The 20,293-nt window shown below is 72.4% G+C and carries 21 protein-coding genes; 10 read left to right on the top strand and 11 right to left on the bottom strand.

The features are described from left to right. Positions 1-13: 13 nt before the first annotated feature. Positions 14-682: a leucine efflux protein LeuE gene (gene leuE, locus Q2K19_RS03020; RefSeq protein ID WP_302767442.1), complete on the bottom strand. Its 669-nt coding sequence runs from the start codon at positions 680-682 to the stop codon at positions 14-16. Next, positions 679-1,926: a bifunctional pyridoxamine 5'-phosphate oxidase family protein/GNAT family N-acetyltransferase gene (locus tag Q2K19_RS03015; RefSeq protein ID WP_302767440.1), complete on the bottom strand. Its 1,248-nt coding sequence runs from the start codon at positions 1,924-1,926 to the stop codon at positions 679-681. The genes leuE and Q2K19_RS03015 overlap by 4 nt, the downstream gene beginning before the upstream one ends. Positions 1,927-1,964: 38 nt before the next feature. On the opposite strand from Q2K19_RS03015, the gene Q2K19_RS03010 reads away from it, so the two are divergent. Genes Q2K19_RS03010 through Q2K19_RS03000 form a run of 3 tightly spaced genes read left to right on the top strand, consistent with a single transcriptional unit; the run spans position 1,965 to position 4,228 of the window. After that, positions 1,965-3,302 (top strand): aminotransferase class I/II-fold pyridoxal phosphate-dependent enzyme, encoded by a 1,338-nt coding sequence (locus Q2K19_RS03010; protein ID WP_302767437.1) that lies wholly within the window; start codon positions 1,965-1,967, stop codon positions 3,300-3,302. A 60-nt stretch (positions 3,303-3,362) separates the two neighbouring features. After that, positions 3,363-3,485, top strand: a complete 123-nt coding sequence (locus Q2K19_RS03005; RefSeq protein ID WP_302767434.1) for a hypothetical protein — start codon at positions 3,363-3,365, stop codon at positions 3,483-3,485. Positions 3,486-3,529: 44 nt separating this feature from the next. Next, positions 3,530-4,228, top strand: a complete 699-nt coding sequence (locus Q2K19_RS03000) for a UdgX family uracil-DNA binding protein (protein ID WP_302767431.1) — start codon at positions 3,530-3,532, stop codon at positions 4,226-4,228. Positions 4,229-4,253: 25 nt separating this feature from the next. Here the strand turns inward: Q2K19_RS03000 and Q2K19_RS02995 are convergent, their stop codons facing one another. Then, a complete protein-coding gene (locus Q2K19_RS02995) occupies positions 4,254-4,907 on the bottom strand; it encodes a 4a-hydroxytetrahydrobiopterin dehydratase (RefSeq protein WP_302767428.1) in 654 nt (217 codons plus the stop codon). Between the two features lie 95 nt (positions 4,908-5,002). On the opposite strand from Q2K19_RS02995, the gene Q2K19_RS02990 reads away from it, so the two are divergent. Next, on the top strand, positions 5,003-5,728 hold the full coding sequence (locus Q2K19_RS02990) for a GNAT family N-acetyltransferase (RefSeq protein WP_302767426.1): 726 nt from the start codon (positions 5,003-5,005) through the stop codon (positions 5,726-5,728). A 34-nt stretch (positions 5,729-5,762) separates the two neighbouring features. Here the strand turns inward: Q2K19_RS02990 and Q2K19_RS02985 are convergent, their stop codons facing one another. Genes Q2K19_RS02985 through Q2K19_RS02960 form a run of 6 tightly spaced genes read right to left on the bottom strand, consistent with a single transcriptional unit; the run spans position 5,763 to position 11,360 of the window. Next, on the bottom strand, positions 5,763-6,575 hold the full coding sequence (locus Q2K19_RS02985) for an ABC transporter permease (protein ID WP_302767424.1): 813 nt from the start codon (positions 6,573-6,575) through the stop codon (positions 5,763-5,765). A gap of 9 nt (positions 6,576-6,584) precedes the next feature. Further along, positions 6,585-8,003, bottom strand: coding sequence for a transposase (locus Q2K19_RS02980; RefSeq protein WP_302767422.1), 1,419 nt, complete (start codon positions 8,001-8,003; stop codon positions 6,585-6,587). Next, on the bottom strand, positions 8,000-8,131 hold the full coding sequence (locus Q2K19_RS02975) for a hypothetical protein (protein ID WP_302767420.1): 132 nt from the start codon (positions 8,129-8,131) through the stop codon (positions 8,000-8,002). Before Q2K19_RS02975 ends, Q2K19_RS02980 begins: the two co-directional genes overlap by 4 nt. Before the next feature lie 44 nt (positions 8,132-8,175). After that, positions 8,176-9,090 (bottom strand): ABC transporter permease, encoded by a 915-nt coding sequence (locus Q2K19_RS02970; RefSeq protein WP_302767419.1) that lies wholly within the window; start codon positions 9,088-9,090, stop codon positions 8,176-8,178. Position 9,091: 1 nt separating this feature from the next. Then, entirely contained in the window at positions 9,092-10,291 is a 1,200-nt protein-coding gene (locus Q2K19_RS02965) for an ABC transporter substrate-binding protein (RefSeq protein WP_302767416.1), read from the bottom strand. Then, positions 10,278-11,360 carry an ABC transporter ATP-binding protein gene (locus Q2K19_RS02960; RefSeq protein ID WP_302767414.1) on the bottom strand — a complete coding sequence of 361 codons (1,083 nt, stop codon included), beginning with the start codon at positions 11,358-11,360 and terminating at the stop codon, positions 10,278-10,280. Before Q2K19_RS02960 ends, Q2K19_RS02965 begins: the two co-directional genes overlap by 14 nt. Before the next feature lie 155 nt (positions 11,361-11,515). Here Q2K19_RS02960 and Q2K19_RS02955 point away from each other — a divergent pair, with 155 nt between their 5' ends. The 6 genes from Q2K19_RS02955 to rny all read left to right on the top strand — a co-directional run bounded on the left by Q2K19_RS02955 (position 11,516) and on the right by rny (position 18,669). Further along, entirely contained in the window at positions 11,516-12,658 is a 1,143-nt protein-coding gene (locus tag Q2K19_RS02955) for an acyl-CoA dehydrogenase family protein (protein ID WP_302767411.1), read from the top strand. A 69-nt stretch (positions 12,659-12,727) separates the two neighbouring features. Then, entirely contained in the window at positions 12,728-14,029 is a 1,302-nt protein-coding gene (locus Q2K19_RS02950; protein WP_302767409.1) for an MFS transporter, read from the top strand. A gap of 4 nt (positions 14,030-14,033) precedes the next feature. After that, a complete protein-coding gene (locus Q2K19_RS02945) occupies positions 14,034-14,234 on the top strand; it encodes a DUF3046 domain-containing protein (protein WP_302767406.1) in 201 nt (66 codons plus the stop codon). A gap of 186 nt (positions 14,235-14,420) precedes the next feature. Then, positions 14,421-15,467 carry a recombinase RecA gene (gene recA / locus Q2K19_RS02940; RefSeq protein ID WP_302767404.1) on the top strand — a complete coding sequence of 349 codons (1,047 nt, stop codon included), beginning with the start codon at positions 14,421-14,423 and terminating at the stop codon, positions 15,465-15,467. Between the two features lie 11 nt (positions 15,468-15,478). Next, positions 15,479-16,174, top strand: a complete 696-nt coding sequence (locus tag Q2K19_RS02935; RefSeq protein WP_302767402.1) for a regulatory protein RecX — start codon at positions 15,479-15,481, stop codon at positions 16,172-16,174. A 728-nt stretch (positions 16,175-16,902) separates the two neighbouring features. Beyond that, positions 16,903-18,669, top strand: a complete 1,767-nt coding sequence (gene rny / locus Q2K19_RS02930) for a ribonuclease Y (RefSeq protein WP_302767399.1) — start codon at positions 16,903-16,905, stop codon at positions 18,667-18,669. 61 nt (positions 18,670-18,730) lie between these two features. Here rny and Q2K19_RS02925 read toward each other — a convergent pair whose 3' ends face one another. Next, a complete protein-coding gene (locus Q2K19_RS02925; RefSeq protein ID WP_302767396.1) occupies positions 18,731-19,603 on the bottom strand; it encodes an amino acid ABC transporter permease in 873 nt (290 codons plus the stop codon). Then, the gene (locus Q2K19_RS02920) at positions 19,600-20,256 is read right to left on the bottom strand and encodes an amino acid ABC transporter permease (RefSeq protein WP_302767393.1); all 657 of its coding nucleotides are present in this window, start codon (positions 20,254-20,256) and stop codon (positions 19,600-19,602) included. The genes Q2K19_RS02925 and Q2K19_RS02920 overlap by 4 nt, the downstream gene beginning before the upstream one ends. Positions 20,257-20,293 lie beyond the last annotated feature (37 nt).

Below are 20,293 nucleotides of genomic sequence, written 5' to 3'. Positions count from 1 at the left end.
CCCCCCCGCCGGCCTAGACCGAGGCGGTGGCGAGCTTGAGGCTGAAGCCGAGGAAGAGCACCGCGACGGCGGTGATCCCGCTCGCGGCGAGGCGCCGCCGCCGGTGGAACTGGGTCGCCAGGAAGGTGCCCGCGAAGATCAGCGCGGTCAGGTAGAGCGCGCTGGTCACCTGGGCGATCAGCCCGAGCAGCAGGAAGGACAGCGCCGGCCAGGCGTACCCGGGGTCGACGAACTGGATGAAGAAGGAGATGAAGAAGAGGATCGCCTTCGGGTTGAGCAGGCTGATCACCAGCGCCCGGCGGAACGGGCTGCGCAGCTCCGCCGGCTCCGCCGCGTCGATCAGCCGGGGCGCGGCCGGGTCGTTGCGGTCGCGCCAGCGCCGCCACGCGCCGCGCAGCATGGTCAGCCCCACGTAACCGAGGTACGCGGCGCCGGCGTACTTGATCACCAGGAAGAGCGGCGGGTACGCCCGCAGCAGCGACGCCACCCCGGCGGCGGAGAGGAACATCAGCACCGAGTCGCCGACGAACACCCCGCCGGCGGCCCGGTAGCCCGTCCGCACGCCGCGCTTGGCCGCGGTGGAGAGCACGAAGAGCGAGTTCGGCCCGGGGAGCAGCACGATCGCCACGGTCCCGAGTACGTACGTCCAGATGTCGGTGATGCCCAGCACGCCGGACATCATGACGCCGCGGGTACCGCGGGGCGAAGCCGTTCCCGAAGCTTGGCCTGTGCGTTCGGCCACTCCGAGGCGAGCATCGAGTAGAGCGCCGACTCCCGCCAGGTGCCGTCGGCTCGCCGCCGGTTGGCCCGCAGCGTCCCCTCCCGGGTGGCGCCGAGCCGCTCGATGGCCCGCTGCGACCGCTCGTTGAGCGTGCTGGTCTGCCAGGTGACCCGGATCGCGTCCAGCTCCTCGAAGGCCCGGGTGAGCAGCAGCAGCTTCGCCTCGGTGTTGATCCCGCTGCGCCACCAGGGCCGGCCGAGCTGGGTGAAGCCGATCTCCACCGCGCGCAGCTCCGCGTCGGGCTGGTAGTAGGAGGTGGTGCCGACCACCGCCCCGGTGGCCGCGCAGCGCTGCACCCAGGGCGTCCGGACGCCCCGGTGGTGGGCGTCCAGCGCGGCGCGCACGTTGTCGGCCATCTCCGCGGCGCTACCCGGGCGTCGGCTGCCCACGTACCGCCACACCTCCTCGTCGTCGAGGGCGGCGTACAGCTCCTCGGCGTGGGAGAGGTCGAGCGGCTCCAGCACCACGTGCTCGCCGCGCAGCACCACCTGCTCCAGCCAGGGCGAGCGGGCCGGCCGCAGGTATGCCGGCACCGGCACGGTCACCCCGGCGGCCGGTTCCGGCACCCCCGGGGTGAGCCGCAGCGGCAGCACCCCGGCCCAGTACAGCAGGTCGTGGTCGGCCGGCTCGTCGTTGGCCCCGGCGGCCCGGGCGCGGACCGACACCTCGCGCAGCGGCAGCGCCAGCACGGACGTCTCGGCCAGCTCCCGCCGACTCGGCGGCCGGCTGTCCGCGCTGCGGCCGGCGGCCACCTTCTCCACCAGCGCGGTGAGCACGTCGAGCTTCTCCCGCTCGTCCGTCACCGGGCGGGCGGTGCCGTGCACGACCACCGACCGGTAGTTGGCGCTGTGGTTGAACTGGGAGCGGGCGTAGACCAGCCCGTCGAGCAGGGTCACCGCGACGCAGACCGGCAGCCCGTCCGTGCCGCGGGCGGCGAGCAACGGCCGGCTGCCGGTGGAGCCGTGCAGGTAGAGCGTGTCGCCGAGGCGGACGTGCAGGGTGGGCAGCACCCGCGGCTCACCGGCCACGGTGAACGCCAGGGCGCAGTGGTACGCCTCGTCCAGGACGGCGTGCGCGGCGGCCTCGTCGTAGCTCATCCGGTCCCGCATGCGGCTGGCGGTCGTCCGTTCGGTCGGGGGGTACATGGGACATCCCACCTTTGTTCTAGTACAATCTCCGAACTGTGGCAGCACATTATCAGATCGTCGGGTCGTCGTCGGCGGCCATTTCGGCGAGCGTGGAAACCGGCGTCCGCACCGGTGCGCTCGCCCCGGGCGACGCCCTGCCGGCCGTCCGCGCCCTCGCCACCGAGCTGGCCGTCAGCCCGGCCACCGTGGCCAGGGCGTATCAGGAGCTGCGGCAGCGCGGCCTGGTCGTCACCGCCGGCCGGCACGGCACCCGGGTCCGGCCCCGCCCGCCGGTGGCCACCCGCCGCGCCGCGCTGATGCCGCCGCCGCTGCCCGGCGCCCACGACCTCTCCGCCGGCCAGCCCGACAGCCGGCTGCTGCCGCCGCTCGGCCCGCAGCTGGCCGCGCTCGCCGCCGAGATCGGCCCACCCGGCGGGTACGCGGCGGCCTCGGTCCTGCCCGAGCTGGCCGCCGCGGCCCGCGACCGGCTCACCGCCGACGGCGTGCCGGCCGAGGAGATCACCGTGACCGGCGGCGCGCTGGACGGCATCGAGCGCCTGCTCGCCGCCCACCTGCGCCCCGGCGACGCGGTCGCCGTCGAGGACCCCGGCTGGGCCAACCTGCTCGACCTGGTCGCCGCGCTCGGGCTGCGCGTCATCGGGGTGCCGGTGGACGACGAGGGCCCCAGCGAGCCGGGCGTCCGGGCCGCCCTGGCCGCCGGGGCGCGCGCCCTGGTCGTCACCAGCCGCGCCCAGAACCCGACCGGCGCCGCCGTCTCCGCCCCCCGCGCCGCCGCCCTGCGTACCCTCCTCGCCGGCCGCCCCGACCTGCTGCTGATCGAGGACGACCACGCCGCCGAGCTGGCCCGCGTACCCCTGCACCCGCTCGCCGGGGCGACCCCGGCGTGGGCCTTCGTCCGGTCGGTGAGCAAGCCCTACGGCCCGGACCTGCGGCTCGCGGTGCTCGCCGGCGACGAGGCCACGGTGGCCCGGGTGGCCGGCCGGGCCCGGGTCGGCGCCGGCTGGGTCTCCACCGTGCTGCAACGCCTGGTCCTGGCGCTCTGGCGTGACCCGGCCACCGCCGACCTGGTGCACCGGGCGGGGGAGAGCTACGAGCGCCGGCGGGACGGGCTGGTCGACGCCCTCGCGGCGCGCGGGCTGGCCGCTCGCGGGCGCACCGGGATCAACGTCTGGGTCCCGGTGCCGGACGAGACCCTGGCCGTCACCGCCCTGCGCGACGCCGGCTGGTCCGTCGCCCCGGGCGCGCTGAACCGGATCGCCGCCGCACCCGGGGTGCGGATCACGGTCAGCTCCCTCGACGAGGCCGACCTCGCCCCGCTGGCCGACGCCGTGGCCCGCGTCGTCCGCCCGGCACCCGCCGCCTTCACCGCCTGATCCCCGGCGGCGGCATAGGGCGGTCGCGGGCGGGTATGTCCGGCCGGGAGGTGGATGACCGTGGCTAGGAACGGATCCCGTACCGGTCTTTGGATCGGGGTGGCCGTGGTGGTGATCATCCTGGTGATCATCGCGATCGCGCTCGCCTCGCGCGGCGGTGGTGGCGGGGGCGGCGGTTACTGACGCCGGGCCGGGCGTCGAGGCCGAAACCGGTATATAAAGTCGGCATGGCCGAGACCGAGAGCGCGCCCGGAGCCCAGGAGTTCATCCCGCCGCAGGCGGACACCATCGACCAGCTACGCGACGCCGCGGCCGGCTGTCGGGGCTGCGAGCTCTACCGCGACGCCACGCAGACCGTCTTCGGCCGGGGCGACGAGAGCGCCCGGGTGGTCCTGGTCGGCGAGCAGCCCGGCGACCTGGAGGACCAGAAGGGCCTTCCCTTCGTCGGTCCCGCCGGGCGGCTGCTGCGCAAGGCGGTCGACGACGCCGGCCTCGACCCCGGCCACATCTACCTGACCAACGCCGTGAAGCACTTCCGCTTCGAGCTGCGCGGCAAGCGGCGGATCCACCAGTCGCCGGACCGGGTGCACATCACCGCCTGCCGGCCGTGGCTGGTCGCCGAGTTCGCCCGGCTGCACCCGGACATCGTGGTGGTGCTCGGCGCCACCGCCGCCAAGGCGCTGCTCGGCCCGGCCTTCCGGGTGACGAAGCAGCGCGGTGAGCTGCTGCCCTGGCCGGAGGCCGCCCAGCACCCGGAGGACTTCAAGCGGGTGCCGGTGGACAACACCGGCAAGGTGGCCGACACCCCGGAGGCCCGGCTGCTCGCCACCATCCACCCGTCGGCGGTGCTGCGCGCCGACAACCAGGACGTCGCGTACGAGGGCCTGGTCGCCGACCTCAAGGTCGCCGCGCGCGCCCTGAAGTGAGCGGAGCCGCGCCCCTGGGCGGCGCTCAGTCGCGGCCCTGCCAGGTGCAGAGGCAGACCCGGTTGCCGTCCGGGTCCGCGAGCACCCAGAAGTGGGGCGCCGCCTCCTCGCTGACCAGCGTGCCGCCGGCGGCCAGCGCGGCCTCGATGCGCGGCCGCACCTCCGTCGGGTCCACCCACACGTCCGGGTGCCAGCGCTGCCGGGGCTCCTCCCGGCCGGACCGCTGGAACCACACCGTGGGCAGCGCGCCGGCCGGGTCCCGCAGCTCGTCGCCGAACCCCGGCCCGGTGAGGTGCTCGGTGGCCAGCACCGCCCGCCAGAACGGCAGCACGGCGGCGAACTCCGGGCTGTCCAGGGCGAGTTCGAGGCGGGAGACGCCGGTGTGCGTCAGCGCCGCTCCGGCGTCGGCGGCGATCGCGGAGATGGCCCGGGCCAGCCGGAGGTCCCGCCGGGTCACCCCGCGGGCGTCGTGCGACCAGAGCCGGACGTCCACGTGCGTGTAGCGCAGGTCGAGGTCGGGATGGTGGTCCATCCGCTCGGCCTCGGCACCGATGGCGTCCACGATCGACAGTCCGGTGGCGAAGTCCGGCGTCCGGATCCGGGTCTGCAGGGCACCCAGCAGGTAGGTCCACCCGTCCAGGCGCTCGTCGGCGATCTGCTGTCCGGTGAGGGTGCTCATCCCGCCATCCTGGCGTACTCCCGGCGGGGTGGACCAGCGCGGCGGTGGCGAAATGGACCTGCGCCGCGCTGGGCGCGGGCCGTAGCGTCGGCGGCATGACCGCCGCCACCGCCGCCGACCTGGAGCTCTCCGTCCGGAACGCCGCCGCCCTGTGGACCGCCCTCGCCGAGTCCCGGGGAAACCCGCTGCTGCGCCGGCCGGGATTCCTCACCGTCGTCGGCGACGCGCGTGCCGGCCTGCGGATCCTCCTGCTCGACCCGGATCCGGCCCCGGACGACCGGGCCGAGCTGGCCGCGCTGGTCCGCCGCCGGACCGGCCCGGTCGTCGTCGAGGACCAGTACGCCGGCCTGGACCTCACCGGCCTCGGGCTGACCCCGCGGACCCTGCCGGTGATGATCCGTCGCCCCGGGCCGGTGCCCGGCCCGGCCCTGCCGGTCACCCCGGTCGAGCGCCCCGACCAGCTCGCCGTCGCAGAGGACGTGGTGGTGCACGGCTTCCCGCTCGAGGCGTTCCAGCCGCACCGCCCCGGCCGGGCGTTCCCGGCCGCCCTGCTGGACCGCCCCGAGGTGCGGTTCTTCCTGCTTCACCGGGACGGAACGCCGGCCGGCGCCTGCCTGACCGTCCGCGACGAGGGCGTGGGGCTCTACTGGATGACCAGCCTGCCCGAGCACCGGTCCCGGGGTGTCGGTCGGGCCCTGCTGCACGGCGTGCTCGGCCAACTGGGCGACGTGCCCATGACGCTCACTGCGGCCCGCGCCGGCCGTCCGCTCTACGACTCGCTCGGCTTCGTCCCCGTCACCGAGGCAACCTGGTGGGGTTGAGGACGCGCCACCGGGGCTGCCGGTGGCGCCCCGGTCAGAGGCGGCCGCCGCTGGCCGTGTCCGACAGCCGCTGGGCGAGGTAGATCGGCACCACCGAAGCGACGATGAGCACGGCGGCCACCACGTTGATGACCGGCGCCTGGTTGGGCCGGAAGAGGTTGCTGAAGATCCAGATCGGCAGGGTCTGGATGCCCGGGCCGGCCGTGAACGTGGTGACGATGATCTCGTCGAAGGAGAGCCCGAACGCCAGCAGCGCGCCGGCCAGCAGGGCCGAGCGCAGCACCGGGAAGGTGACATACCGGAAGGTCTGCCACCCGTCGGCGCCCAGATCGGCCGACGCCTCCTGGAGGTTGCCGCCCGACCGGCGCAGCCGGGCCAGCACGTTGTTGTAGACCACCACGACGCAGAACGTGGCGTGCCCGACGATCACCGAGAAGAGGCCCTTGCCGAGGCCGAGCGGCGCCATCACCGAGCGGAACGCGGTGTCCAGGGCGATGCCGGTGACGATGCCGGGCAACGCGATCGGGAGCACGACCAGCAGCGACACCGCCTCCCGGCCGAAGAACCGGTAGCGCTGCACGGCGAAGGCCACCAGCGAGCCGAGCAGCAGCGCGACGGCCGTGGCGCCCAGGCCGGCCTTGACCGACGTCCACAGCGCCTCCCGCGCGCCCGCGTTGTCCCACGCGCGCGCCCACCACTCCGTGGTCCAGTCCGGCGGCGGCCAGGCGAACGTGCGGTCGGCGTTGAAGGAGTTGAGCAGCACGACGGCCAGCGGCAGGTAGATGAAGGCCAGGCCGAGCGCCATCGCGCCGCGCAGCAGCCAGCGGGCCGACCGGGAGAGCGTCACAACTGCTTCCTACTTCTTGCTCAAAGCTGAGTGGTTCGGATGATTCGCTCTCCGCTCGGCGGTTGCCGCGCTGGAGTCCTGGACCGGCAGTCTGGTCCGGTGGCGATCGGTCCGGTCCTGCAGGATCTGCTTCACCCGTTGGTGGGGGGTGTGCAGGGCGATGTCGGGGTCGCCGGCTCGCTGCAGGATGTTGATCGCGGCGTTCACGTCGGCCTGCCACACCACCCCGCACGAAGTGCAGTAAAACCGGTCCCCACTACGTCCGCCGAAGCGTCCGCAGCGGTGACAGGTTTGTGAGGTGTAGGCGGCGTTGACGGGAACGAGCGCAGAACCTCTACGCTCCGACACGCTTTTCAGGGCCTCGGCGGTGGCTCCTTTGGTCCACGCGGCGAGACGCCGGTTGATGTTCTTGCCGAGCTTCTTTCGTCCGGCGAAGGTTCTGGTGAGGTCTTCGGCGATCACGGTGGCGGCCTTGTCGACGACCTCGTGTACGGCGGTGAAGACCTCAGTACGCACCCGCGCCCGGTGGCGGGCGGCCTGCCGGTCCCGCTTGACGGTGCCGAGGTTGTTGGCCTTGATCCGCTGTGCTTTGGCGTGGTTGCCGCGCTGGGCGGCGTTGTTGGCTATGGAGCGCAGCTTCGCCCGCCGCCGGTTGCGTTCCTTCAACCGGTCCGACTCGGCGGTCAGCAACTCACCGAGGTGTACACCGTGGGGTTGACCGTCGGAGTCGGTCAGGGCTTCGGTGTAACCCTTGTCGACACCGATCGTTGCCTCGCCGCAGGGGCGCTGCGACGACCGCATCCGCGATGCGTCGATCTGGTAGTGCACCTCCACCCGGCCGCCCCGTAGGATCAGCCGCAGCGTCCCCGTCGGGGTCACGGTCGTGGACAGCGGAATTCTCACCATCTTGCGGCGTTCTAGACCGGGTACGGTCAGCCACAACCGCCCGCGCCCGTCAACGACCGCGTTGTAGTTGTCGGCGCGCACGACGATCTGATCATGGGTGCGGTTATGGCCGCGCTTCCAGTGCTTGCGGAGCTGCCGTGCCAGGAATGGGTCACTGGCCCACCGGTCAGTCTTCAGCGCGGTGAACATCCGCTTACGCTCGACCGGATCACTCGTGCGTCGCAGAACCGCCCAACGTACCTCGACCTTGGCCGCCTCCAGATTCGCCGCGATGTCGGCCATCGCGTCGCGGACGGTTTCCTTCCACGCATTCGCCAGCACACAGAACCGCACATGCTTGCCGTCGGCCAACCACCGGTCCCGCACCTGCCGATCCCTCAACCCCGAACCGACACCGCCGATCGAGCCGCAGCGCTGCCACACCTCACTACGCACCTGACCCAACCGGCGCGCCTGCTCCACAAGGGCCGCGTACTTGCCCGGATTCAGGCCCATCGAGTACGCGATCCGGGTGACCTTCACCGGTGACCAGCCCCGGCCAGGTCGGCTCCTTCGAGGTCCTCGGCGCGCACGATCGCCATCGGAATTTCTGCCAGTTCCAACTGCGGGGAGAACGCCATCCGCGCACCGATCCGGTAGTCGCTCTGCACAACAAACAACCATAGATAGGCATGCAGAGAAAATCGAGAACTAGTCACAACTCCTCCAGTGCCCCGGACCGCCGGACGGCGACCAGGTAGACGACCATGATGAGGACCGGGATGGTGGCCAGCGCGGCGGCGAACGGCAGGTTGTTGGCCGCCCCGATGTTCGCGTAGACGAGGTTGCCGATGAGTTGGGCCTTGCCGCCGACGATCTGGACCGTGATGTAGTCGCCCAGCGAGAGGGAGAAGGTGAAGATGGACCCGGCGATCACCGACGGGACCACCACCGGCAGCACCACCCTGCGGAAGGTCCGGCCGGCCCGGGCGCCCAGGTCCGCGGACGCCTCCAGCAGCGAGTCGGGCAGCCGCTCCAGGCCCGCGTAGACGGGCAGGATCATGTACGGCAGCCACAGGTAGGACAGCACCAGCACGGTGGCGGTCAGCCCGTACCCGGGTCCGCTGCCCGGCCCGCCGAACAGCCAGTCCACCGGCCCGCCGTTGGCCAGCAGCACCCGCCAGGCGTACGCCTTGACGAGGTAGCTGGCCCACAGCGGGGTGAGGATCGCGACCACCAGCCAGCGCCGGTGGCGGGGGCGGGCGACCTTCGCCATGTAGAACGCCATGGGCAGGGCGATGAGCGTGTCGATCACGGTCACCGCCGCGGCGACGCCGACGCTGCGCAGCGCCACCGTCCGGTACACCTCGTCGGTGACGATGGTGCGGAAGTTGTCCAGGGTCGGCTGCCGGACGACCTCCCCGGTGAAGCCGTTGACCGTCCACAACGCCGAGACGAACAGTACGGCCAGCGCGCCCAGGTACGCCACGACCAGCCAGAACAGCGGCGCGGCGAGCAGGGCGGCGAGGCGGACCCCGGCGTGCCGGTGCAGCCAGGCCGAGAGCCGGCGGACCGGCCCGCGGGCGGCGACGGCGCCACCCACGGACCGGTCGAGCGTGGAGGTGGCCATCTCAGCCCTTGATCGTGGTCCAGGCCTGGGTCCAGGCCGCGTAGTCCTTGCACTTCACGTCGGTCCGCCCGTCGAGGCACTGGGCGACCGGCGTGCTCCAGAACCAGACCTTCTCGAAGTACGCCTCGTCCTCGGCGTGGAACGTCGCGCAGTGGTTCTTGTCGGCGGTCTGTTGGCAGGAGAGCTTGTTGGCCGGTGCCTCACCGAACCACTCCGCCACCGCGGCGTTCGCCTTCGGCGAGATGATGTGGTCCATCCAGCGGTACGCACAGTTCGGGTGCTTCGACTTCGCCGAGATCATCCAGGTGTCGGACCAGCCGGTCGCCCCCTCCTCGGGCAGGATCGCTTCGACCGGTGCCTTGTCGGCCTGCGCCAGGTTGGCGATCACCTGCCAGGTGGTGCCGAGCACCGAGTTGCCGGTCTTGAAGGCCTGCACCTCCTTGGTGTAGTCCGACCAGTACTCGCCGATCGTCTCGTTCTGCTTCTTCAGCAGGTCCACGGCCGCGCTGAACTGCTTGTCGTCCAGCGCGTACGGGTTCTTGATGCCGAGTTCGGGCTGGTGCTTCATCAGGTACAGCGCCGCGTCGGCGAGGTAGATCGGCGAGTCGTACGCGGTGATCTTGCCCTTGTACGGTGAGTTCGCGTCGAAGACCGCGTCCCAGGAGGTCGGGGCCGGCTTGACCACGTCCGTGCGGTACATCAGCAGGTTGGCGCCGCGCCCGTGCGGGATGCCGTAGGCCACCCCGTCCACCGAGTTCCACTGCTTCAGCTTGAGCCCGTCGAAGACGTCCTTGTAGTTGCTGACCAGGTCGGTGTTGACCGGTGCCACGTCGCCGCCGTAGATCAGCCGGAGCGAGGCGTCGCCGGAGGCGGAGACGACGTCGTACTCGCCGGTCTTCATCAGGGTCACCATCTCGTCGGAGGTGCCGGCGACCTTGACGTTGACCTGGCAGCCGGTCTCCTTCTCGAAGTCGGTGACCCAGTCCACCTTCGGGTCGGTGGAGCCGTCCTCGACGTAGCCGGCCCAGGCCACGATGTTGACCTGCCCCTCGCCCGCGCCCAGCGACGCGAGCTTGTCGATCTTGGGTGGCTTGATGCCGCCGGGGCCGGAGCCGCCGGCGTCCGTGCCGCCGTCGCCGCAGCCGGCCAGGGCGAGCAGGCCGACCGCGGCGAGCGCGGTGAGGCTTCTACCGGTACGCATGTGCGCTCTCCTTCGGAAGGGGGGTCGGCACGACAGGGACGGGTACGGCGACGGCGTGCTCGGTGCGCCAGGCCAGGCGGACCGGGGTACCGCGCAGCGCCGCCACGTCGGCCGAGGAGGTGGTCAGGTTCTGCTGCGTCACGACCAGCCGGGCGCCGGCGTCGAGGTCGACCACGAACCGGGTGGTCGCCCCCGCGTAGACGACCTCGGCCACCCGGCCGGTGGCCGACGTCTCCTCGTCGCCGGCGGGCGGACCGTCGAGCCGGATCTTCTCCGGCCGGACCGAGAAGGTGCCGTCGCGGCCGAGCAGGGCCCGAGCCGCGTCGCCGCTGAGCAGGTTGGACGTGCCGACGAAGCCGGCGACGAACGGGGAGGCGGGCCGCTCGTAGACCTCGGCGGGCGTCCCCACCTGGGCGATCCGGCCGTTGGAGAAGACCGCCACCCGGTCGCTCATGGTGAGCGCCTCCTCCTGGTCGTGGGTGACGAAGACGAAGGTGATGCCCACCTCCCGCTGGAGCGCCTTCAGTTCGACCTGCATCTGCTCGCGCAGCTTCAGGTCCAGCGCGCCGAGCGGCTCGTCGAGCAGGAGCACCTTCGGCCGGATGACTAGGGCGCGGGCCAGGGCGACCCGCTGGCGCTGCCCGCCGGAGAGCGCGGCCGGGCGCCGGTCGGCCAGCCCGTCGAGCCGTACGCCGCGCAGCGCCTCGTCCGCCCGCGCGCGCCGCTCGGCCCGGCCCACCTTGCGTACCCGCAGCCCGTACTCGACGTTCTGCCGCACCGTCAGGTGCGGGAACAGCGCGTAGTCCTGGAACACGGTGTTGACGTCCCGCTCGAACGGGGCCAGCCGGGTGACGTCGCGCCCGCCGAGCAGGACCGTCCCGGCGGTCGGCGGCTCGAATCCGGCGATCATGCGGAGCACCGTGGTCTTGCCCGAGCCGGACGGCCCGAGCATGGCGAAGAACTCGCCGTCGGCGATCTCCAGATCGACGCCGGCCACCGCCTCCACCGCGCCGAACGACTTGCGCAGGCCGCGCAGGGCGACCGCGGGGGTGGCGGGCCCGGCTGACATGTGGCGCTCCTCAGTCCTACGGTTAACGTTGCGGCAGCGGACTGGTGTCCACGGAAATCGTGCCGTGAGAATAGAGGTGCAACGGATAGCGTCGTCAAGACCCGGCGACGGTCCGGCTCTTCCCGACCACCGATCGGACAGGCAGACTCGTCGCCATGGAGCAGCATCTCTACGAGCCCGTCCACCACGAGTTCCGGGCCCTGTGCCGCGAGTTCCTCGCCCGGGAGGCCGTGCCGCACCACGCCCGCTGGGAGGCCGACGGGATCGTCGACCGGGAGGTGTGGCGCAAGGCCGGCGCCGCCGGGCTGCTCGGCATGGACATCGACGAGGAGCACGGCGGCGGCGGGCAGCGCGACTTCCGGTTCAACGCGGTGCTCGACGAGGAGATCGTCGCCGCCGGCAGCTCCGGCCTCGGCTTCGGGCTGCACAACGACGTGGTGGCCCCGTACCTGACCGAGCTGACCACCGACGACCAGCGCAAGCGCTGGCTGCCGGGCTTCTGCTCCGGCGACCTGGTCACCGCCATCGCGATGAGCGAGCCGGGCGCCGGCAGCGACCTGGCCGGCATCCGCACCAGCGCGGTCCGGGACGGCGACTCCTATGTGCTCAACGGCCAGAAGACGTTCATCACCAACGGCGAGCTGGCCGACCTCGTGGTGGTGGTCGTGCGGACCGCGCCAGACCAGGGTGCGCACGGGGTGAGCCTGGTCGCGGTGGAGACCGGCACCCCAGGCTTCACCCGGGGCCGGCGGCTGGAGAAGGTCGGTCTGAAGGCCAACGACACCGCCGAGCTGTTCTTCGACGACTGCCGGGTGCCGGCGGAGAACCTGATCGGCACCGAGAACCACGGCTTCTACCACCTGATGGCCAACCTGCCCCGGGAGCGGCTGAGCATCGCCGTCGCCGCGGTGGCCGCGGCGGAGAAGCTGCTCGCGCTCACCCTCGACTACGCCCGCTCCCGGGAGGCGTTCGGCCGGCCGATCGGGAAGTTCCAGCACAACCGGTTCCTCCTGGCCGAGCTGGACACCGAGGTCACCATCGCGCGGACCTTCGTCAACCACTGCGTCGCCGAGTACAACGCCGGCCGGCTGTCGGTGACCGACGCGGCGAAGGCCAAGTGGTGGACCACCGAGCTGCAGAACAAGGTCGCCGACCGCTGCCTCCAGCTGCACGGCGGCTACGGCTTCATGCTCGAGTACCCGGTGGCGAAGGCCTGGCTGGACGGCCGGGTGCAGACCATCTACGGCGGCACCACCGAGATCATGAAGGAGATCATCGGTCGCGGTCTCGGCCTGTAGCGAAACCGGGTGCCGGTGTCCGGGTCGGGTGCGGGAGGATGGGTCACCCCTTACCGAGGAGTGCTGCCCATGGCCACCGACCTGACCGCGCCGGCGCCGACCCGGCTTGACGTCGCCCCGATCCAGCGGCGGACGGTCCGGCTGCTCTTCCTAACCCAGATCATCGGCGGCATCGGCGTCACGATCGGCATCTCCGTGGGGGCCCTGCTCGCCGCCCGGGTCGCCGGCACCGCCCTGGCCGGGTTGGCGCAGAGCGCCGGGGTGGTCGGCGCGGCGCTGCTCGCCGTGCCGGTCACCCGGCTCATGGCCGCCCGGGGGCGGCGGCCCGGCCTGGTGACGGCGTACCTGGTCGGCGCGGTCGGGGGCGTGCTGGTGGTGGTGGCCACCGTGGTCCACCTGGTGCCGCTGCTCTTCCTCGGCATGCTGCTCTTCGGCGGCGGCACCGCGGCCAACCTCCAGGCCCGGTACACCGCCGTCGACCTGGCCGAGCCGGCCCGCCGGGGGCGCCAGCTCGCCCTGGTCGTCTGGGCCACCACCATCGGTGCGGTGGCCGCGCCGAACTTCGCCGCGCTCGCCGACCAGACCACCTCCGGCTGGGGCCTGCCGCCACTGGCCGGCCCGTTCGCCTTCAGCGCCGCCGCGTTCACCCTGGCCGCCGTCGTACTCCTGGTCCTGCTCCGGCCGGACCCGCTGCTGACCGCGCGTCGGCTGGAAGCGGCCGCCACCCCGGCCGAGCCGGAGTTGTCGTCCGGCGGGCGCGGCGCGGGCATGGCCGCCGCGTGGCGCACGGTACGCGGGCTGCCCGCCGCCCGCCTCGGCATCGCCGCGGTGGCGGTCGGCCACCTGGTGATGGTCGCGGTGATGTCGATGACCCCGGTACGCCTCGGCGAGTCGCACTCCGACGCGGACGTGCTCCGGGTGGTCGGCATCGTGCTGAGCCTGCACATCGCCGGCATGTACGCGCTCTCCCCGCTGGTCGGCTGGCTGGCCGACCGGGTGGGCCGGCGCCCGGTCATTCTCGGCGGGGTGGCGCTGCTGCTGGCCGCGTGCGCGGTCGCCGGCACCGCCGGGCACCACACCCCGCTGCTGTCGGTGGGCCTGACCCTGCTCGGGCTGGGCTGGTCGGGGACCATGGTGGCCGGTTCCACCCTGCTGTCGGAGTCGGTGCCGACGGCCGCCCGGCCCGGCGTGCAGGGGCTCGCCGACCTGACCATGGGCCTGGCCGGAGCGGGCGCGGCGGCGGCGAGCGGGTTTGTCATGCGGGGACCGGGCTATCCGACCCTGACCCTGCTCGCGGCGATCGCGACGGTGCCCCTGGTGGCGCTAGCGTTGCGTCCGGTGCCCACCGGGGCGCCCGACAAGGAGGACTGATCACGTGCGGCTGACCGACTTCTGGGCGCGGCTGGAAGAGGCGTTCGGGCCGGGCTACGCGGCCAGCCTCGCCAGTGACCAGGTGCTGTCCCAGCTCGGTGGGCGGACCATCGAGCAGGCGCTCGCGGCGGGTGAGGAGACCCACGTCGTGTGGCGGGCGGTGGTCGCCGCGTATCCCGACCGGGTGCCCGCGCGACTACGCTGAGCAGCCTTTTCCTCGGGTTCCGCGTGTCGCTTGCCGAGTCGTACACCTGTTCGGCTATTGTCCACAGCGGGGTGCTCGTCCACAGCTCGCGGCCCGTCGGCTGGTTTTCTGTCGGACCCAGCGCCTAGCGTGTCCCGCGTGACGCGAAGCTCAGGTAAGACGCCGGCGAAGGCAGGGGTGGCAACGATGGCGGCAGGGCCGGACCGGGAGAAGGCGCTCGACCTTGCTCTCGCTCAGATCGACAAGCAGTTCGGCAAGGGTTCGGTGATGCGGCTGGGGGAGCGGCCGGTCGTGCAGACCGCCGTCATCCCGACCAGCTCCATCGCGCTCGACGTGGCGCTCGGCGTGGGTGGCCTGCCCCGCGGCCGGGTCGTCGAGATCTACGGCCCGGAGTCGAGCGGTAAGACCACGGTGGCGCTGCACGCGGTGGCCAACGCGCAGCGGGCCGGCGGCATCGCCGCCTTCATCGACGCCGAGCACGCGCTCGACCCGGAGTACGCGAAGGCCCTCGGCGTCGACACCGACGCCCTGCTGGTCTCCCAGCCGGACACCGGCGAGCAGGCGCTGGAGATCGCCGACATGCTGGTCCGCTCCGGTGCGATCGACATCATCGTGATCGACTCGGTGGCCGCCCTGGTGCCGCGCGCCGAGATCGAGGGCGAGATGGGCGACAGCCACGTGGGTCTGCAGGCGCGGCTGATGAGCCAGGCACTCCGGAAGATCACCGGTGTGCTCAACAACACCGGCACCACGGCGATCTTCATCAACCAGCTCCGCGAGAAGATCGGCGTGATGTTCGGCAGCCCGGAGACCACCACCGGTGGTCGGGCGCTGAAGTTCTACGCCTCGGTCCGGCTCGACGTGCGCCGCATCGAGAGCCTCAAGGACGGCACCGACGTGGTCGGTAACCGCACCCGGGTCAAGGTCGTGAAGAACAAGGTCGCCGCGCCGTTCAAGCAGGCCGAGTTCGACATCATGTACGGCAAGGGCATCTCCCGCGAGGGCTCGCTGATCGACGTGGGCGTGGAGCAGGCGATCATCCGCAAGTCCGGCGCCTGGTACACCTACGACGGCGACCAGCTCGGCCAGGGCAAGGAGAAGGCCCGCGAGTTCCTCCGGGAGAACCCGGACGTGGCCGCCGAGATCGAGAAGAAGATCCTGGAGAAGCTCGGCGTCGGGGTCGGCGTGGGCGACGCCGCCGGTGGCCCGGAGCTGCCGCCGGTCGACTTCTGATCCGCTGACTCGTGGCAGGACGACGTGCCCGGACGGGGCGCGGCTGGGACGCCAGCCCGCCCCGCACGGGTGACGCCACCACGCCCCGGCCCCGCCGGGGCCGGCGGGGCCGTGCCGAGGAGCCCGATCCCGAGGCGACTCCGGCTCCGCCCCGCGACGAGGCCGAGGTGGCCCGGGAGATCTGTCTGCGGCAGCTCGCGGTCCGGCCGCGGACCCGGGCCGAGCTGGCCGGTGCCCTCGCCAAGCGGGGCATCTCCGAGGAGGTCGCCGCCGAAGTCCTCGACCGGTACGACGAGGTCGGCATCATCGACGACGCCGCCTTCGCCCGGGCCTGGATCACCAGCCGGCACGCCGGCCGGGGGCTGGCCCGGCGGGCGCTCGCCAACGAGCTGCGCCAGCGCGGCGTGGACGGCGAGGTGGCCAGCGAGGCCCTCGGCGAGCTGGACGAGGAGACCGAGGCGGAGACGGCCCGGGCCCTGGTCGACCGGAAGCTGCGGTCGGCCCGCGGCGAGCCCGACGCGGTGTTCCGGCGCCTCGTCGCCATGCTGGCCCGCAAGGGCTACCCGCCCGGGGTGGCGATCCGGGCGGTGAAGGACGCCCTCGCCGCGCAGAGCGCCGAGGCGGCCGAGTTCGCCGAGCACATCGACGCCGACGCCCTCGCCGACGCCGAGAACGACCTCGACCGCGACTCCCGCCCCCTCGACTGACCCGCGCCACCGGACCCGCCCGAGGCCCACCGCTCCTCCCGGGCGCCGCAACGTCCGTGACGTTGCGCTCCCGGTCGGTCGAGGCAGCACTTTCCGCCAGGGTGTCGCCGCGTCGCCCGGCAACGTGTCTCCGCTGGGCAGCGGCGAGGGTCTGAGCAGGGCGGGAAGGTGACTGACGAGGCCGGCGGCCGTGAAGTTTGTCCATCCGTGTCCGGCATCTGATGAGCGCTGCGTGATGCCGCAACTTCTCTCCGTCCGGGTGGTTTGATCATGAGTCCTTGACCGAAAGGCCTCTCGCGACCTAGCCTCGCCATACAGGCTCACTTTGCCCGACCAGCGCAGGCTAAGCGCACAACATAGATCGCGTAACAGAACGGCATCACTTTTGGCCAGCGTCACCGGCCTTTGACGGCAGCTCCGGACGGCCGGTCCGGAGCCGACCGACAACTGCAACCGGTCGTCGGCGATGCCCCCGGTGGGGGCACCGCCGACGGAAAGCTACCCACGGCCAGCCGCTCCGGTCGGGCGTCCAGAGCCGTAGGCGCGTGCCCAGCGGCGCGCTGCCTGCGGCGCCGACGTTCAGGGGAGGCGGCCATGGCGGGGCGGCACAGGTTCACCGGCGGTCTTCCGTGCGATGCCGGTCGCTCCTCGCCGGGCGGCCGCAGCCTGGTCGAGTCTTCCCCCGTCACCTCGGCGCGTCGGCCCGGCCGGCTGCTGGGAGTGGCGGCATGAACGCTTTCGACGTGGTCCTCCTGGTCGTGGTGCTGCTCCTCGCCGTCGTGGTGGTCGGCGCGGTCCTGTTCGGCGTCCGCGTGCTGCGCCGGATCAACCTCGCGCCCGCCCCCGAGGACCCGGCCTTCATCGCCGAGAAGGACCGGCAGGAGCAGTCCCTCGCGGCGCTGCGCACCGCCGCCGACGAGGCGAACAGCACCATCGACGTGGCGAAGTCGGCCGCCGCCGCGGCCCGCGCCGAGGCGGCCGCCGCCAAGGCCGAGGCGAAGGCGGCCCGGGCCGAGGCCCGACGGGTCCTCGACGACGCCCGGGCCGAGGCCGACACCGTGCTGGAGCGGGCGCACAAGCAGGCCGAGGCGGACGCCGAGCAGCTCCGTGCCGCCGCCCGGCGCAGCGGCGAGCGGGAGGTGGCGGTGCTCGCCGCGACCACCCGCGAGCAGGCCGCCGAGGTGGAGCGGCGGGCGGCCCGGATGGACGAGCGGGAGCGGCTGCACACCGAGGAGGTGGAGCGGCTCGCCGAGCGGGAGCGGCAGCTCACCGCGGCCAGCGCCGCCCTCGCCGCCCGGGAGGCCGGGCTGGTCGAGCGGGAGCAGGCCCTCGCCGAGGCGGAGGAGCAGCGCCGTCGCGAGCTGGAGCGGGTGGCCGGGCTGACCGCCGACGCGGCCCGCGCCGAGCTGGTCGACGCGATCGAGGGCCAGGCCAAGCGGGAGGCCGCGCTGCTGGTCCGGGACATCGAGGCGGACGCCCGGAGCACCGCCGAGCAGCGGGCCCGGCACCTCGTGGTGGACGCCATCCAGCGGGTCGCCAGCGAGCAGACCGCGGAGAGCGTGGTCAGCGTCCTGCACCTGCCCGGCGACGAGATGAAGGGGCGGATCATCGGCCGGGAGGGGCGCAACATCCGCGCCTTCGAGTCGGTCACCGGGGTCAACCTGATCATCGACGACACCCCCGAGGCGGTGCTGCTCTCCTGCTTCGACCCGGTACGCCGCGAGGTCGGCCGGCTCACCCTGGAGAAGCTGGTGCTCGACGGGCGGATCCACCCGCACCGGATCGAGGAGGTCTACGACCTGGCGCGGCAGGAGGTGGAGGAGCTCTGCCACCGGGCCGCCGAGGACGCCCTGGTGGAGGTCGGCATCACCGAGATCCACCCGGAAATGGTCACCCTGCTCGGCCGGCTGCGCTACCGGACGTCGTACGGGCAGAACGTGCTCAAGCACCTGGTGGAGACCGCGCACATCGCCGGCATCATGGCCGCCGAGCTGCGGCTGGACGTGCCGACCATCAAGCGCTGCGCGTTCCTGCACGACATCGGTAAGGCGCTCACCCACGAGGTGGAGGGGAGCCACGCCATCATCGGCGCCGACCTGGCCCGCAAGTACGGCGAGAGCGAGGACGTCGTCCACGCCATCGAGGCGCACCACAACGAGGTGCCGCCGCAGACCATCGAGGCGGTCCTCACCCAGGCCTCCGACGCCTGCTCCGGCGGCCGGCCGGGGGCGCGGCGGGAGAGCCTGGAGGCGTACGTCAAGCGGCTGGAGCGGATCGAGGAGATCGCGGCCGGCAAGCTCGGCGTGGAGAAGGTCTTCGCCATGCAGGCGGGGCGCGAAATCCGGGTGATGGTCAAGCCGGAGGACGTGGACGACATCGGCGCGGCGGTGCTGGCCCGCGACGTGGCCAAGCAGATCGAGGAGGAGCTGACCTACCCCGGTCAGATCCGGGTCACCGTGGTCCGCGAGTCCCGGGTCACCGAGATCGCCCGCTGAGGACGGCCGGAACGCCGACGGGCGGGTGGGGAGACCCACCCGCCCGTCGCGCATCCGTGGATCAGACCAGCTGGGTGGCCCCGGTGCCGCCGTCGGTCTGCACCGACGGCACGGGCTTGGCGGCGGTACGCGGCAGCCGGGTCAGTCGCCTCTGCAACCACCAGGCCAGGACCGACAGCAGGCCGCAGATGGAGATGTAGATCGCCGCGACGATCAGGTACGTCGGGACGTACGGCAGCCCGAACGGCAACCGGCCACCGATCTGCTTGCCGACGAAGAGCAGCTCCGGGTACGTGATGATGAAGCCCAGCGCGGTGTCCTTGAGCAGCACCACGAGCTGGCTGACGATGGCCGGCAGCATCGACCGGAACGCCTGCGGCAGCAGGATCAGCCGGAGCACCTGGTTCTTGCGCAGCCCGATCGCGTAGGCGCCCTCGGACTGCCCGTAGGGCACGGCGTTGATGCCGGCACGGAAGATCTCCGCGAGCACCGAGCCGTTGTAGAGGGTGAGGCCGATGACCAGGGCCCACAGCTTGTCGATCGACCAGCCGTACTGCAGCGGCACGTAGTAGCCGAAGAAGATCAGGATCAGCAGCGGGATGGCCCGGAACAGCTCCACCACGAAGGTGGCCGGGGCGCGCAGGAGCCACCGGTCCGAGAGCCGGGCGCCGGCGAAGACCGCGCCGAAGAGCAGGGCCAGCACGGTGGCGATGCCGGCGGCCTTGAGCGTCGCCCAGAGGCCGGTGAGCAGCTCACGCTGCACCGAGGCGTACTGGAACTGCTCCCACTTGCGGGGCTCGAACTGGCCGGTCTCGTTGAACTTGTAGACGATGAACGCGACCAGCGCGACGATCGCGGCGATGGAGACCACGCCGAGGATCCGGTTGCGCAGCCGGGCCCGCGGCCCGGGCAGGTCGTACAGGAGACTGCTCATCGGGCCACCGCCCACTTGCGCTCGAGGAACCGCTGGAGCACCACCAGCGGGATGATCAGGACCAGGAAGCCGATCGTGATCCAGGTGAGCACGGCGAACTGCGGCTCACCCCGCTCGGCCATGTACGCCGGGATGGCACCGGCCTCCAGCACGGAGAAGCCGGCGGCGATCGTGGTGTTCTTCAGCATGGCGATGAAGACGCTCATCATCGGCGGCACCATCGCCCGCAGCGCCTGCGGCAGCACGATCAGCGTCAGCACCTGGCCGAAGGTCATGCCCAGCGCGCGGGCGGCCTCGGCCTGACCGGTCCCCACCGTGTTCACGCCGGAGCGGACCACCTCGCAGACGAAGGCGGAGGTGTAGACGGTCAGCGCGATGCAGGCGCTGGGGAAGTAGTCGACGTTCACGTCCAGCTTCGGCACCGCGAAGACGAGGAACGCGAAGACCAGGGTCAGCGGGGTGTTGCGGACCACATTGACGTAGGCGGCGCCGAACGCCCGCAGCGCGGGCACCGGCGAGACCCGCATGGCGCCGAGCAGCGTACCGAGGACGAGGCTGCCGACCGCTGCGATCAGGAAGAGCTTGACGGTGTTCGTGAACCCGTCGAGGAACACCTGGTGGTTGTCCGTCAGGACGCGGAAGAACTCGCCCATGCCTCGCTCTCACTCTCGGGACGGGGACCGGGCGGGG

The organism is Micromonospora sp. NBRC 110009, assembly GCF_030518795.1.
Classification (GTDB): Bacteria; Actinomycetota; Actinomycetes; order Mycobacteriales; family Micromonosporaceae; genus Micromonospora.
This window is presented reverse-complemented; position numbering and strand designations above follow the sequence as displayed.

Coding starts and splice junctions, on each gene's coding strand:
- leuE (WP_302767442.1), bottom strand. CDS start 682: ATGATGTCCGGCGTGCTGGGCATCACCGACATCTGGACGTACGTACTC.
- Q2K19_RS03015 (WP_302767440.1), bottom strand. CDS start 1,926: ATGTACCCCCCGACCGAACGGACGACCGCCAGCCGCATGCGGGACCGG.
- Q2K19_RS03000 (WP_302767431.1), top strand. CDS start 3,530: ATGGCCGAGACCGAGAGCGCGCCCGGAGCCCAGGAGTTCATCCCGCCG.
- Q2K19_RS02995 (WP_302767428.1), bottom strand. CDS start 4,907: ATGAGCACCCTCACCGGACAGCAGATCGCCGACGAGCGCCTGGACGGG.
- Q2K19_RS02990 (WP_302767426.1), top strand. CDS start 5,003: ATGACCGCCGCCACCGCCGCCGACCTGGAGCTCTCCGTCCGGAACGCC.
- Q2K19_RS02970 (WP_302767419.1), bottom strand. CDS start 9,090: ATGGCCACCTCCACGCTCGACCGGTCCGTGGGTGGCGCCGTCGCCGCC.
- Q2K19_RS02965 (WP_302767416.1), bottom strand. CDS start 10,291: ATGCGTACCGGTAGAAGCCTCACCGCGCTCGCCGCGGTCGGCCTGCTC.
- Q2K19_RS02960 (WP_302767414.1), bottom strand. CDS start 11,360: ATGTCAGCCGGGCCCGCCACCCCCGCGGTCGCCCTGCGCGGCCTGCGC.
- Q2K19_RS02955 (WP_302767411.1), top strand. CDS start 11,516: ATGGAGCAGCATCTCTACGAGCCCGTCCACCACGAGTTCCGGGCCCTG.
- Q2K19_RS02950 (WP_302767409.1), top strand. CDS start 12,728: ATGGCCACCGACCTGACCGCGCCGGCGCCGACCCGGCTTGACGTCGCC.
- recA (WP_302767404.1), top strand. CDS start 14,421: ATGGCGGCAGGGCCGGACCGGGAGAAGGCGCTCGACCTTGCTCTCGCT.
- rny (WP_302767399.1), top strand. CDS start 16,903: ATGAACGCTTTCGACGTGGTCCTCCTGGTCGTGGTGCTGCTCCTCGCC.
- Q2K19_RS02925 (WP_302767396.1), bottom strand. CDS start 19,603: ATGAGCAGTCTCCTGTACGACCTGCCCGGGCCGCGGGCCCGGCTGCGC.
- Q2K19_RS02920 (WP_302767393.1), bottom strand. CDS start 20,256: ATGGGCGAGTTCTTCCGCGTCCTGACGGACAACCACCAGGTGTTCCTC.